A 12,986-nucleotide genomic window follows, 5' to 3' on the forward strand; every position below is an offset into this window, starting at 1 on the left:
TGGCAAGGCGTTGACCGCCTGGTTAATTTAACCTCAGCCCCTAGCAGGAGACGAGATCATGCAAGTCATCAATACGAACATCCCGTCGCTCAACGCCCAGCGAAATCTCAGCAAGACCTCGGACGCTCTGAGCACTTCCCTTCAACGCCTGTCCACCGGCCTCCGCATCAACTCCGCCAAGGACGATGCTGCCGGTCTGGCCATTTCTTCGCGTATGACGTCGCAGGTCCGTGGTATGGACCAGGCCCGTCGTAACGCCAACGACGGTGTTTCGCTGGCGCAGGTCGGTGAAGGCGCCCTGAGCCAGATGAGCGATCTGCTCCAGCGTATTCGCGAACTCGCTGTGCAGTCGGCCAACGGCACCAACACCTCGACTGACCGTGCTTCCCTGAATGCTGAAGTCTCCCAGCTGTCGTCCGAACTGGACCGCTTCGCTGTGACGACTGACTTCAACGGCCAGAAGCTGTTCGACGGTTCGTTCGGCACTGCGGCTTACCAGATTGGCGCCAATGCCAACGAAGTGGTTTCCGCCAGCACGGCCAACTTCCGTACCAACAGCTACGGTACTTATCAGATCAAGAACCAGATCAACCTTGCTACCTTCGCCGTAACCGGCAGCATGTCCGGTACCACCCTGAGCGGCGCCAGCGGCGCGGTTATCCAGGCTATCGGTAGCTCGGGTGGCACGTCCGGCGGTGTGGTGATCAACGGTGGTAACGGTGGCGGTCAAGTGACCTCCTTGACCTCCGGTTCGACTGCCCGTGAAGTGGCCGCCTCGATCAATGCCCTGGGTACCGGTGTGCGCGCTACGGCTCGCAACGACGCCAACATCCAGTTCACCAACTTCACCGCAACTCAGATCGCTGCATCGGGCCGCGCTACCTACTCGCTGAACGTGACCGGTTCGAACACGACCGTCGTCAACGTGACCTTCAGCGTGGGTGAATTGACCGCTGCAGGTCTGGCTGAATCGATCCAGGCTTTCAACGACCGCTCGTCGCAAACCGGTATTACTGCTCGCCTCAACGACACCTCGAACGGCATTATTCTGTCGAACGACGACGGTAGCGACATCATGATGCAGACGGTTTCTCTGCAGTCGGGTGGTGTTGTGGCCCTGGTTACCGGTGGCCAAGGTGGTGTGCCGCTGGCTTCCGCAGCCTTCGTCACTGCCGGTGGTTCGGGCGGTGCGGCTGGTGGTGCAACCCAATCGTCGGGTGCCGTGCTGAAGATCGGCGGTCAAGTGACCCTGGACTCCGACAAGAGCTACTCGATTACTGCACAAAGCGGTACCGCGTTCGCTTCGGGTGTCATTGCTACCTCCGGTTCGCAGCCAGGTTCTATCTCTGGTCTGGCACTGGGTTCGGGTACGACCAACAACACACTGGGCTCAAACCTCAGCGCAGTGAACTCGCTGGACGTCTCGACCGTAGCCGGCGCCAACCAGGCCCTGCGGATTGTCGATAGCGCTTTGTCGGTGGTGAACAGCCAGCGTGCCAAGTTCGGTGCCTTGCAGAACCGCTTCAATGCAACGATCGCCAACCTGCAGACCGCGTCGGAAAACATCTCGGCTTCTCGTTCGCGGATTCAGGATGCCGACTTCGCAGCTGAAACGGCAAACCTGACCAAGGCACAGATCTTGCAACAGGCTGGTACTGCGATGCTGGCGCAAGCCAACGCGCTGCCGAACCAGGTTCTGTCTTTGCTCCGCGGTTAATCAGCTGATCGATTGACTTAGAGAAGAGCTTGCCCCGGCAGCGCCTAAAGGCGAGCCGGGGCTTTTGCCTAAGGAAAAGCCATCATGCAAGTACAAGCAGTGGGAGTTTCGCTGGTTCCGTCTGGTAGTACGCAGACGGACGGCCAAGGAGTTCGGGCCGCGGTGGTGGGTGAACAGCAACCCGTGGTCAGTGCGCAAGGCGTCGCCCAGGTAACGGCCCCCAACAAGTCGGAGAACACCGACCAAAAGGGTCAGAACCAGAAGCAACCAAGCGTGCAGGAGTCAGTCAAAAAGCTGAATGAGACGATTGCTACCTTCAATCGCAGTCTGCAGTTCAGCATTGATGAAGATACGCGCCTCAATATCGTCAAAGTGGTCGATGTGAATTCCAAGGAAATCATCCGGCAGATTCCATCCCAGGAAGTGGTCGATATTGCGAAGGCAATCGATAAGTTGCAAGGCCTGCTTTTGAGCGACAAGGCTTGAGGTAGTGCTGGCGAGGGCGTAGCCCTTGCTGCGAAATGGAGGGGAACAAGATGGCAATCACATCCACCGGTCTCGGTTCGGGACTCAATGTTGAAGGTTTGGTTTCCCAACTGGTCGCAGCAGAGCGCGATCCGGTCACCAAGCAGATTCAGGCCAAAGGTTCCACCATTACCAGCAAGGTGTCGGCGCTGGGTCAGGTCAGCGGCGCATTGGCGGCTTTCCAGGCGGCAGCTCGTGGGCTCACAACGACCAGTCAGTACACTACGCCGGTGGTCAGCTCCTCTGACTCCGCAAGCGTGACGGCAACGGCTTCCTCTGCCGCCAAGATCCAGAACCATGTCATCTCGGTCTCGCAACTGGCACAAAACCAGCGCCTGAAAACGGCGGCGTTTTCCGGCACCGATGCGGTCATCGGTTCTGGCAAGCTGATCATCGACTTCGGCAAGATCACCAAGCTTGATGGCTCAGCCGCAACGCCTGATTCCAACGGTGTCTACGACAGTACCGATGCGAAGTTCACCACCAACTCCGCAAAAGCGTCGGTGTCCATCACGATCGACTCCCAGCACAACACCCTGGCAGGTATCCAGGATGCGATCAACGCTGCCGGTGCGCCGGTAACGGCTTCGATCGTCAATGACGGTAGTGGCTATCGTCTGGTGCTGTCCTCGACGGATTCCGGTGAATCCAATTCGCTGCGCATTACCGTGAGTGATGATGCTGGTGGCAGTACAGACACGACCGGTCTCTCCCAGTTGGCCTATGACGTTACCCGTACGGGCGGTGCAGGCCAGAACCTTGCTGAAGTTCAGAGCGGCAAGAGTGCCAAGCTGACGGTGGACGGTATTGCCGTTACGACCGAGAGCAATACACCGTCGAACATTCTGTCCGGTTTGACGTTGAACCTGCTCAAGACGACCACCTCGCCGATCAATTTGACGCTTGGCCGGGATGCGACGAATGCAGCCAAAGGCATGGACGCCTTTGTAAAGGCATATAACGACCTCAAGAAGACCCTGAGCGATGTGTCCTATTACGATAAAGACAGCAAGGCTGCGGGCCCTCTCCAGGGTGAGAGTGTGATCCGCACGATCCAGTCCCAAGTTCGCAATGTGATCAATAGCGTGGTGCCTGGTGGTACCTTCAAGAGTCTGACCGATGTCGGCTTCAGCTTCGACAAGAAGACTGGCGATATGGCGTTCGACAAGAGCGTCTTTAGCAGCGCCGTCCAGAAAGATTCGGGCTCTGTTGCCGCCTTGTTCGGTAACTTTGGTAGTGCAACCGACAATCAGGTTAGCTATGTAGGTGCCGGCACGGCCACCAAGCCTGGCAAGTATTCGGTCAACATTACCCAGGCTGCTACCCAAGGCAAGCTGACGGCGGGTGCAGCGGCTGCATCGGCAACGAATATCAATCTGACCGCGACCACCAATACCTTGAGTTTTGCGATCGACGGGACGACTTCCGGCACAATCACGCTAGGCGCGAATAATTACGCGACAGGTGGGGATCTGGCGCTGGAGTTGCAAGCCAAGATCAATGGTGACGCCGTTTTCAAGGCGGCAGGTATTGCCGTCTCGGTCAGTTTTGATACCGGTACCGGCAAATTTTCGATTTCGTCCAATCGCTACGGCTCGACCTCCAATGTTGCGGTCAATACGATCAGTAGCGATCTCGGCACCGCCTTGGGCCTGTCGACCAGTGATACTGCGACCAAGGGTCTGGATGTGGCGGGTACCATCGGGAACAACGTTGCCGAAGGTAGTGGTCAGTACCTGACGGGTGTGGGTGATGCTCAGGGCCTGAAGTTGCTGATCGATGGCGCCAGCTCGGGCAATCGTGGCACGGTTACGTACAATCGTGGTTTCGCCATCCAACTGGATGACGTCATCTCGCAGATCACCTCCAAGACTGGTGCGCTGACCGCTCGCCAGAATACCTTGAACGGCAATCTGGATGACTTGACCAATCAGCTCGATAAGCTGAGTGTCCGCATGACTGAGCTGGAGAAGCGCTATCGCGCGCAATTCACTGCGCTCGATGTCACAATGTCAGGCCTGCGAAATACCAGTACGTTCCTGTCTCAACAATTGGCTGCTTTGCCCGGTGCCTCATCGTAACAAAGTAAGGATGGATGGCTAGATGGCCGCCAATATCAAGAATGCCCTGAACGCCTATGGGCAGAGCAGCGTAGAAATTGACGTGGAGCATGCCTCGCCCCACAAGCTGATCTGCATGCTGTACGAAGGTGCGATCAAGGCGCTCTTCATGGCAAAGCTGCATATGCAGAACAAGGAGATCGGCCCCAAGGGGGTAGCGATCTCCAAAGCCATTGCGATCATTGAAGAGGGATTGCGCAACAGTCTTGACGCGGGACAAAGCGGCGAAATTGCCGCCAATCTGGACACGCTGTATGACTATATGAGTCGTCGGCTGCTGGAGGCCAATATCACCAACGATCTTGCCGCGCTTGAGGAAGTCCATCTGTTGCTCGCCCAACTGAAGGACGCATGGGAATCTATCGACAAGCCTGCTACGCCAGTTGCAGAGCCTGTGCCGGAGCCTGCACCGGCTTCCGGTCGCCAACCTTTGAGCTATGGCCGTGTCTGATTACCTGATACTACAAACTGCTTTGCGGGATGCCACCGCGCACCTGCTGATGTTGGCGCGAGAAGAGGCTTGGGATGAGTTGCAGTTGGCTTTGCCCGCCCAGAAAGCTGCCTTTGCCGCGCTTCAGTCTGCGCCCGCCGGCCTGGCTGCGCTGCCGGCGACGCTGCAGCTTGACCTGAGAAAACTGATCACGGAAACAGAATCTGCGAATCAGGAGCTTCTGTTGCGGCTTGCTGCATGGCAGCGTGAAGTTTCGACTATCCTTAAAGAAATCGATATGACCCGCAGCAATGGCAAGAAGATCAGCCGTGCTTATGGTGCTTGAATGTGTTTCTTTGGCGGACAGTGAAACATGAATGCTTTGTTCTCCAGTGGATGGCAGTGGCTCACCAGCCTGTTTCTGTTCTTGGCCTGTCTGGCCTATCTGGTGGTATTGCTGCGACGAGCAGCGCAGGACCGGCAATCTTCCCGGCAGTTGCTGGAGCGTGTTGAGACGCTGGAAGACCAGCTCCATGCGGTGCGGCGTGAGCTGGCTGGCCTGGCGGATTCCGTGCAGCCACAAACACCACCGCCCGATGAGGGCGAGACCGCCTATTCCCAAGCGATCCGGCTGGCCAAGCAGGGGCTTGACTCCTCTGCGGTGGCGGCCGGTTGTGGCATTTCCCGTGGCGAGGCGGAATTGATCGTCGCGCTCTATCGCGCTTCCCAGCGCCCCTGAACCGGTAGGCGGCCATGATTCCCGCCAATGCACTGGTATCGTCGCTTCAGACCTATATCAAGACAGCCGATACGCCGCTGATCCAGGTGGTGGATGCACTTCAGGAAATACAGCAGCTCTTTACGGTGGGCGAGCAAGTGCGTGCCACCGTTACCGGACTGCTGCCCAGCGGCCGTTTTTCGGTACTGATCAAGGATCAGTTGCTGGATCTGAACTTGCCGCGCAATACCGAGGAGGGTGAAGTACTGGATATGCGAGTGCTGGCCAACTCGCCCCGGTTGACGTTCCTTCTCCCCCGGCAAGAGGAGGCTGCGACACAGACGCAGACCTTGCCGCAGGCCCCGCCGGATACGTCCAGCAATGTCGACTTGAGTGATACCGCGCGTTTCCTGGGAAATCTGTTGACTGAGTCGGCCCAGCAGGAAGAACAGCCTGTGCAACCCCGGCTGACCTCCCTAGTGCAGCCCCCCTTGATCGAAACGCAGACCTCCCGTCCCGATACCATCAAGCTGGCGGAAGCACTCAAGCAGGCCTTGAGCGAAGGCGGCCTGTTTTACGAATCTCATCTTGCACAGTGGGTAACCGGCTCTCGTACCCTGGAGCAGATGCTGGCTGAGCCCCAGGCCAAGGCCTACGAAGCAGCCAAGCAAGCTGCCGAGCAGAAGCAGACTCCGGCTGCAGCAGAGCAGGGGCGCAGCGCGCGCCTGCCGAGCGATGCCAAGGCAGCACTGGCAGGTGCCTTGCTGGCATCCGACAGCGAGCAGACGGTGGATGAGCGGGCACGTCAAACCGCAGGGCAGAGTTTGCTGGATGGCAGTACCCAGGACTTGGACAATATGCCGCCGGCGGCGCGGCAGTTGATCCAGCAGCAGCTGCTGTTGATCGACCAGCGCCAATTGATCTGGCAGGGGCATGCCTGGCCGGGTCAGCCGCTGCGGCTGGAAGTGGAGGAGGACGAGCATGGTCGCAACGGCGATGAGCCGGAAGCCGCCAAGGTCTGGAGAACCCGCTTGCACCTGACCCTGCCTCATATGGGCAGCGTAGAAGCTATCATCAGCCTGACTGACCGCAGCCGCGTAGAGGTCGGTTTCCGCGTCAAGCAGGGCGATACTGCAGCGCGGATTCGCGTTGCGCAGCCGCGCCTGCAATCCCAGCTGGAATCCGCGGGCCTCGAGTTGCGGGCCAATCAGGTCATGGTCGTGGACGAGGAGTCGAATCTTGAGTAACGCGCGTCGCCCGCCGCTGCCGGAGGCGGTCGCGCTCGCCTACCGGGAGGGCGCCGCGGCCCCTCGCGTCGTGGCCAAAGGTCGTGGGATGCTGGCGGAAACCATCATCGAGAAAGCTCGGGCGGTGGGCATCTATGTCCATGAGTCTCCCGAGCTGGTTTCCTTGCTGATGCAGGTGGATCTGGACCAGCATATTCCTGCAGAGCTTTACCGAGCGGTAGCTGAACTGCTCGCCTTCATTCATTTCCTGGAGCGCGGCGTTGCCGCCGATGCACCAGCGTTCGATCTCAGCGCGGCCCTTCTGCCTAGCGTCGAATCCGACCAGGCCTGAACGTATTTCCCTCGCGCCGATTCCGGCGCGCTACTTCCTGTGATTTTCATTTCCTGTACGGGTTGTCCTTGCGGATAACGCCGTCGGCTACCTAGTTTCTTCCACTTTGCGTCTGAACGCCCTCCGGGCGGCAAGAACTTGCCGCCCCGGCTGCCGCTGACGGCGGTAGAGAGGAAATCTTTGCCGTCGGCGTATTTTCCCCGGAAATTTCTTGCCGCATTGCCGGCAATTGGGCGGCATTTATTGCCAGATGATTTGCCGTAAGCCATGGAAAGGAAAGAAATTTCCTGAAATATGGCATTTTTTATTTCTGGCACACCCTGTGCTTATAGTCATTCGTCCAAACTGTCATTAGCGTTGGAAATAGCCATGCTTAGACCGAAACGATTACAGGAGCTTCGCCATACACGCTGCAAAGTCGGCGCGATGGGGCTTGGACAGGACGTGAGAGCGGGGTGGGGTATGGATGCACATTAGCGACCTTACTCCCCGCGCAAGGATTCGAATTTTTCGATCCATTGCGTCTTGTGTAGTCGGTTTGTTGCCCGGGGGCATGGGTAGCAACCGTGGGGAAATGAAAGCAAACAAATAGCCACATTTCCTATTCGGTGATCGACATTGACCGCGTCCTGCTACCCAGGGCACACGGCGAAGGAGAGCAATCATGCAAGTAATCAATACCAACATTCCGTCGCTGAATGCGCAACGGAATCTGGATACCTCAAAAGGTAGTCTCGAGACGTCGCTGCAACGACTTTCCTCGGGTCTGCGTATCAACTCTGCGCGTGATGACGCTGCCGGGTTAGCCATTTCCGAGCGTATGACCACGCAAATCCGTGGTTCAGACCAGGCTCGCCGCAACGCTAACGACGGTGTGTCTTTGGCGCAGGTGGGTGAAGGTGCGCTATCGCAGATGGGTGACCTGCTGCAACGGGTGCGCGAACTGGCAGTGCAATCTGCCAACGCGACGAACTCGCCGCAGGATCGTGCCGCACTGAATGCCGAAGTGTCGCAACTGACCGCAGAACTGGACCGTTTTGCCGTCTCGACCGACTTCAACGGTTTGAAACTGTTCGACGGCAGTTACGGGGCTGCGATCTATCAGGTGGGCGCCAACGCCAACCAGACGATCACCGCGACCACCGCAAACTTCCGTACCAATAATTACGGTACTTACCAGATCTCGAATGTGACCCAGTTCGCCACCTATGCGGTGACGGGTAGCCTCACCGGCACCACGTTCGGTGGTCAGCTCGCCAGTGGCGGCACGGTGATTGCCGGTTCGGGCGGTGCGTCGGGTAGCGTGGCGATCAACGGTGGCAATGGTGGCGCGACCATCAGCACCTTGACTTCCGCATCCAGCGCCCGTGATGTGGCTGCTGCGATCAACGCCAGTAATACCGGTGTCCGTGCCACGGCGCGTAACCAGGCCAACGTCCAGTTTGCCAACACAACCGGCCTCTCGTACTCCGTGAACGTGACGGGTGCCAACCAGGTCCCGGTCAACGTGACCTTCCAGGTCAAGGATGGTCGCACGGCTGCGGGTCTGTCCGAAGCGGTCCAGGCATTCAACGATCGCTCGTCCCAGACCGGGATCACGGCGCGCCTGAATGACACTGCCGACGGCATCGTGCTGACCAATGACGACGGTAGCGACATCATGTTGCAATCGGTGTCGACCACGCAGAATGGTACCGTTTGCGGCACCATCTCCTTGTCAACCGGTGGCTTGGGCGGTACCCCGCTGGGGCAGGCCTTCACCATCACGGCAAACGGTTCCGGTGGTGCGGCAGGTGGCGCGACGGCAACGTCAGGGGATGTGCTGCGTATCGGTGGTCAGATTACGTTGGATTCGGACAAGAGCTATTCGATCGCAACCAGTAGCTTTGGCTTCCAGAGCGGTACGGTCGCCTCGTCCGGTAACTCCATCAATGCGACGTCCGGTCGGTTCCTGACTTCCGGTGTCAGTCTCGGTTCCAACCTGAAAGCCGTGAATACGCTGGATATCAGCACGGTTGATGGCGCCACCCAGGCACTGCGCATTGTCGATAGCGCCTTGGCAACCATCAGCGGCCAGCGTGCAGCCTTCGGTGCACTGCAGAACCGCTTCCTGGCAACAATCACCAATCTGCAGGTTACGTCGGAAAACCTGACGGCATCCCGCTCACGTATTCGTGACGCAGACTTTGCCGCAGAAACCGCCAACCTGACACGGGCACAAATTCTTCAACAAGCGGGTACGGCGATGCTGTCGCAAGCAAACGCCTTGCCCAATCAGGTCCTGTCGCTGCTGCGTAGTTAAGCCCCCGGATACTGGGCAGCAGTCTTTCCAGCCAGCGGTTAACTCCGCTGGCTTTTTTGCTTTGTACCCGGGGCGGGATGTGATCAGGCTGCCAATTGTTCCAGCTGGAAGCTGGCGCCGGCATCGAGCGCGAGTCGCTCGCGAAGATAGGGCAGGGTGGTTTGCAATTCTTCATGCAAGGACCACGGCGGGTTGAGGATGAACAAGCCGCTGCCGTGCATGCCAAATCCGTCTATGCGAGGGCGATGCACCGTCAGGCTGGCATGGAGCCAGCTCTTTACCGGTAGTTGCTTCAGATATTCCACCATCTGGCGGGGTTCGCTACGTTGCAAAAGCGGGTACCAGACGACATAGACGCCAGTCGCAAAGCGCGTGAGCGCGTCTTCCAGTGTTTCGACTACGCGCTGATAGTCCTTCTTCTCTTCATAAGGCGGGTCGATCAGCGTCAGCGCACGGCGCGTGGCTGGCGGCAATAGGGATTTCAGGCCGGCAAAACCATCCCCTTTCACCAGCTTGGCCTGCCGCCGGGCGGCGGCCATGTTTTCCTCTAATATGGGGAAATCGGTGGGATGCAACTCAAATAGCCGGAGCTTGTCCTCGGCGCGCAGCAGCGGTTGGGCAACCAGCGGCGAGCCGGGGTACAGCCGCAGTTGACCATCCTCATTCAACTCCCGCACTTGCGCTACATAGTCGGCCAATCCCTCCGGCAGATCCTGACGGTCCCAAAGCCGTGCAATGCCCCCCGCGTACTCTGCGTTCTTTGCCGCATAGCCTTCGTCGAGCTGATAGCAGCCAGCGCCAGCATGCGTGTCGATATACCAGTAGGGCTTGTCCTTCTGGTTCAGGTAGCTGATCAGGCGAGCCAGCACATAGTGTTTGAGTACGTCGGCATGGTTGCCGGCGTGGAAGGCGTGACGGTAGCTGAGCATGATGCAGACAATAAGGAGGTAAGCCTTGATTTTACCCTGTGCAGGCGGCCGTGCCGAATCGAAGGGAGCCTGGCTGGATAACCATATAGCAATTCGGTTTTTCTGCTTGCTCTGGCCTTCTGGTAAAACGTCTGTTCCGCTGGCCAGACTATTGGCTGCTCCCCGACATCAAGCGATACCAGTGTATGACCTCGATTTCTGATGCACGGCTGACTCATCTGAAGCAGCTTGAGGCCGAATCCATTCACATCATCCGTGAAGTGGCGGCCGAGTTCGACAATCCCGTGATGCTGTACTCCATCGGCAAGGATTCCGCCGTGATGCTGCATCTGGCCAAGAAGGCATTTGCACCCGGCAAGCCACCGTTCCCCTTGATGCATGTGGATACGACCTGGAAGTTCCAGGCCATGTACGAACTGCGCGAGAAACAGGCTGCCGAAGGCTGGAAGCTGATCACCCACGTGAACGAGGAGGGGGTGAAGGCGGGCATCAACCCCTTTACTGCCGGTAGCGCCAAGCATACCGATGTGATGAAGACGCAGGGGCTGAAGCAGGCGCTGGACAAGTATGGCTTCGACGCCGCCTTTGGTGGTGCGCGTCGTGACGAAGAAAAGAGCCGCGCCAAAGAGCGCGTGTACTCGTTCCGTGATCGCAATCATCGCTGGGATCCGAAGAACCAGCGGCCGGAGCTGTGGAATATCTATAACGCCCGGATAGACAAGGGCGAAAGCATCCGGGTCTTTCCGCTGTCGAACTGGACCGAACTCGACATCTGGCAGTACATCTATCTTGAGAATATCGAGATCGTGCCGCTGTACTTCTCTGCCGAGCGGCCGGTAGTCAATCTGAACGGCACGCTGGTGATGATCGACGATGACCGTATCCTCGAATATCTCACGCCCGAGCAGAAGGCCAGCATTACGAACAAGTCGGTCCGCTTCCGTACACTGGGATGCTACCCGCTGACCGGGGCGGTGGAATCCACCGCCGCGACGCTGCCGGAAATCATCCAGGAAATGCTGCTTGCCACGACGAGTGAGCGGCAGGGACGTGTAATCGACCACGACTCCAGTGGCTCGATGGAAAAGAAGAAAATGGAAGGGTACTTCTGATGTCGCATCAATCTGATCTGATCGCCAGCGACATCCTGGCCTACCTGAAGCAGCATGAGAATAAGGATATGCTGCGCTTCATCACCTGCGGCAATGTGGATGATGGCAAGTCCACCCTGATAGGTCGGTTGCTGCACGACTCCAAGCTGATCTTCGAGGACCAGCTCGCTGCGATCCAGCGTGACTCGCAGAAGTACAACACCACCGACGGCGAGATTGATCTCGCGCTGCTGGTCGATGGTCTGCAGGCCGAGCGCGAGCAGGGTATTACCATCGACGTAGCCTATCGCTACTTCAGTACCGACAAGCGCAAGTTCATCATTGCGGACTGCCCGGGCCATGAGCAGTACACCCGGAACATGGCGACCGGTGCTTCCACCAGCAATCTGGCCATCATCCTGATCGATGCCCGTCGTGGGGTGCAGACACAGACGCGCCGACACAGCTTTATCGTCAGCCTGCTCGGTATCAAGCATGTGGTCGTGGCGGTCAACAAGATGGATCTGGTCGATTTTGACCAAACGGTATTTGAGCGCATTCAAGCGGAATACCTGGCGTTCGCCGAGCAGTTGGGCATAGCCGATATCCGTTTCGTGCCGATTTCTGCCCTGCGTGGCGATAACGTCGTGACGCCGTCGGAGCGAGCTGGCTGGTATCAGGGCCCGACCCTGATGAACCTGCTGGAGTCCATTGAAGTGGAGGGCGATGTGCATCTCGATGCCTTCCGCTTGCCGGTGCAGTACGTCAACCGACCCAACCTAGATTTTCGTGGCTTTTGCGGCACCATCGCTGCGGGACATATTGCCCCCGGCGATACCATTGTGGCTTTGCCTTCCGGCAAGCAGAGCAAGGTCAAGGCCATCGTCAGCTATGAAGGTGAGTTGCCCCACGCGCATGCCGGGCAGGCGATCACGCTGACCTTGCAGGACGAGATTGATGTGTCGCGCGGCGACATGCTGGTCAAGCTCAATGAGACCCGGCCCAACATCTCGACATCGTTCGATGCCCACATTGTCTGGATGAACGAGCAGCCCTTGCTGCTCGACAAGGAATACGCCTTCAAGCTTGCCGGCAAGCAGGTCTTTGGCAAGGTGCAGCGGATTCTGCAGCGGGTGGACGTCAATAGCCTGGCGGCATCGGATGCCGATCAGCTCGCGCTCAATGAGATTGGCCTGTGCCGTATCAGTGTCAATTCGCCGGTGGTGTTCGATGCCTATCGGGAGTGTCGTGCCAGCGGCAGTTTCATCATTGTCGACCGGCTTAGCAATGCGACCGCCGGCGCCGGCATGATAGAAGGTGCTGCTGTGACGGAAGCCGGGCAGGAGACGCTGGATGAATTACAGCGCCTGAAGGCCTTCGAGCTTGAACTCAATGCGCTGGTTCGCAAGTATTTCCCGCATTGGGATGCGAAGGACATCAGCAAGTTGCTACCCAAGTAGTTAACCAGGCAGGCTGTACGTAGATAGCGGGTCGGCGCATGCGTCGGCCCGTTTCTTTTTCCGTGGCTTGTACTTGCAGGTACGTCGGCTACAGGGCTATTTTGGTTCAGAATGTC

12 protein-coding genes are annotated in these 12,986 nt (G+C 58.2%); 11 read left to right on the forward strand and 1 reads right to left on the reverse strand.

Annotated elements, in window-relative coordinates:
• The first annotated feature begins 58 nt into the window (after positions 1 to 58).
• The 9 genes from ACYVHK_RS21675 to ACYVHK_RS21715 all read left to right on the forward strand — a co-directional run bounded on the left by ACYVHK_RS21675 (position 59) and on the right by ACYVHK_RS21715 (position 9,390).
• Positions 59 to 1,717: a flagellin gene (locus ACYVHK_RS21675; RefSeq protein WP_460536488.1), complete on the forward strand. Its 1,659-nt coding sequence runs from the start codon at positions 59 to 61 to the stop codon at positions 1,715 to 1,717.
• Between the two features lie 84 nt (positions 1,718 to 1,801).
• Complete coding sequence (locus ACYVHK_RS21680) at positions 1,802 to 2,203, forward strand: flagellar protein FlaG (RefSeq protein WP_460536490.1); 402 nt, start codon at positions 1,802 to 1,804, stop codon at positions 2,201 to 2,203.
• Positions 2,204 to 2,253: 50 nt separating this feature from the next.
• On the forward strand, positions 2,254 to 4,323 hold the full coding sequence (fliD, locus tag ACYVHK_RS21685) for a flagellar filament capping protein FliD (protein ID WP_460536493.1): 2,070 nt from the start codon (positions 2,254 to 2,256) through the stop codon (positions 4,321 to 4,323).
• 22 nt (positions 4,324 to 4,345) lie between these two features.
• A complete protein-coding gene (gene fliS / locus ACYVHK_RS21690; protein ID WP_460536495.1) occupies positions 4,346 to 4,813 on the forward strand; it encodes a flagellar export chaperone FliS in 468 nt (155 codons plus the stop codon).
• Positions 4,806 to 5,138, forward strand: a complete 333-nt coding sequence (locus tag ACYVHK_RS21695) for a hypothetical protein (RefSeq protein ID WP_460536497.1) — start codon at positions 4,806 to 4,808, stop codon at positions 5,136 to 5,138. The genes fliS and ACYVHK_RS21695 overlap by 8 nt, the downstream gene beginning before the upstream one ends.
• A gap of 27 nt (positions 5,139 to 5,165) precedes the next feature.
• Positions 5,166 to 5,531: a DUF2802 domain-containing protein gene (locus ACYVHK_RS21700; RefSeq protein WP_460536499.1), complete on the forward strand. Its 366-nt coding sequence runs from the start codon at positions 5,166 to 5,168 to the stop codon at positions 5,529 to 5,531.
• A gap of 14 nt (positions 5,532 to 5,545) precedes the next feature.
• Entirely contained in the window at positions 5,546 to 6,757 is a 1,212-nt protein-coding gene (gene fliK, locus ACYVHK_RS21705) for a flagellar hook-length control protein FliK (RefSeq protein ID WP_460536501.1), read from the forward strand.
• The gene (locus ACYVHK_RS21710; protein ID WP_460536503.1) at positions 6,750 to 7,088 is read left to right on the forward strand and encodes an EscU/YscU/HrcU family type III secretion system export apparatus switch protein; all 339 of its coding nucleotides are present in this window, start codon (positions 6,750 to 6,752) and stop codon (positions 7,086 to 7,088) included. Before fliK ends, ACYVHK_RS21710 begins: the two co-directional genes overlap by 8 nt.
• Before the next feature lie 664 nt (positions 7,089 to 7,752).
• Positions 7,753 to 9,390 carry a flagellin gene (locus tag ACYVHK_RS21715; RefSeq protein WP_460536505.1) on the forward strand — a complete coding sequence of 546 codons (1,638 nt, stop codon included), beginning with the start codon at positions 7,753 to 7,755 and terminating at the stop codon, positions 9,388 to 9,390.
• 83 nt (positions 9,391 to 9,473) lie between these two features.
• Here ACYVHK_RS21715 and ACYVHK_RS21720 read toward each other — a convergent pair whose 3' ends face one another.
• Positions 9,474 to 10,319: a 23S rRNA (adenine(2030)-N(6))-methyltransferase RlmJ gene (locus ACYVHK_RS21720; protein ID WP_460536507.1), complete on the reverse strand. Its 846-nt coding sequence runs from the start codon at positions 10,317 to 10,319 to the stop codon at positions 9,474 to 9,476.
• A 185-nt stretch (positions 10,320 to 10,504) separates the two neighbouring features.
• Here ACYVHK_RS21720 and cysD point away from each other — a divergent pair, with 185 nt between their 5' ends.
• A complete protein-coding gene (gene cysD, locus ACYVHK_RS21725) occupies positions 10,505 to 11,431 on the forward strand; it encodes a sulfate adenylyltransferase subunit CysD (protein WP_460536509.1) in 927 nt (308 codons plus the stop codon).
• Positions 11,431 to 12,870, forward strand: a complete 1,440-nt coding sequence (gene cysN, locus ACYVHK_RS21730) for a sulfate adenylyltransferase subunit 1 (RefSeq protein WP_460536511.1) — start codon at positions 11,431 to 11,433, stop codon at positions 12,868 to 12,870. The genes cysD and cysN overlap by 1 nt, the downstream gene beginning before the upstream one ends.
• Positions 12,871 to 12,986 lie beyond the last annotated feature (116 nt).

This window comes from Chitinimonas naiadis (assembly GCF_054780835.1).

What these genes read in the sequence shown, in the direction of transcription:
- ACYVHK_RS21675 (WP_460536488.1), top strand. Translation starts at nt 59, where the DNA reads ATGCAAGTCATCAATACGAACATCCCGTCGCTCAACGCCCAGCGAAAT.
- ACYVHK_RS21680 (WP_460536490.1), top strand. Translation starts at nt 1,802, where the DNA reads ATGCAAGTACAAGCAGTGGGAGTTTCGCTGGTTCCGTCTGGTAGTACG.
- fliD (WP_460536493.1), top strand. Translation starts at nt 2,254, where the DNA reads ATGGCAATCACATCCACCGGTCTCGGTTCGGGACTCAATGTTGAAGGT.
- fliS (WP_460536495.1), top strand. Translation starts at nt 4,346, where the DNA reads ATGGCCGCCAATATCAAGAATGCCCTGAACGCCTATGGGCAGAGCAGC.
- ACYVHK_RS21700 (WP_460536499.1), top strand. Translation starts at nt 5,166, where the DNA reads ATGAATGCTTTGTTCTCCAGTGGATGGCAGTGGCTCACCAGCCTGTTT.
- fliK (WP_460536501.1), top strand. Translation starts at nt 5,546, where the DNA reads ATGATTCCCGCCAATGCACTGGTATCGTCGCTTCAGACCTATATCAAG.
- ACYVHK_RS21715 (WP_460536505.1), top strand. Translation starts at nt 7,753, where the DNA reads ATGCAAGTAATCAATACCAACATTCCGTCGCTGAATGCGCAACGGAAT.
- ACYVHK_RS21720 (WP_460536507.1), bottom strand. Translation starts at nt 10,319, where the DNA reads ATGCTCAGCTACCGTCACGCCTTCCACGCCGGCAACCATGCCGACGTA.
- cysD (WP_460536509.1), top strand. Translation starts at nt 10,505, where the DNA reads ATGACCTCGATTTCTGATGCACGGCTGACTCATCTGAAGCAGCTTGAG.
- cysN (WP_460536511.1), top strand. Translation starts at nt 11,431, where the DNA reads ATGTCGCATCAATCTGATCTGATCGCCAGCGACATCCTGGCCTACCTG.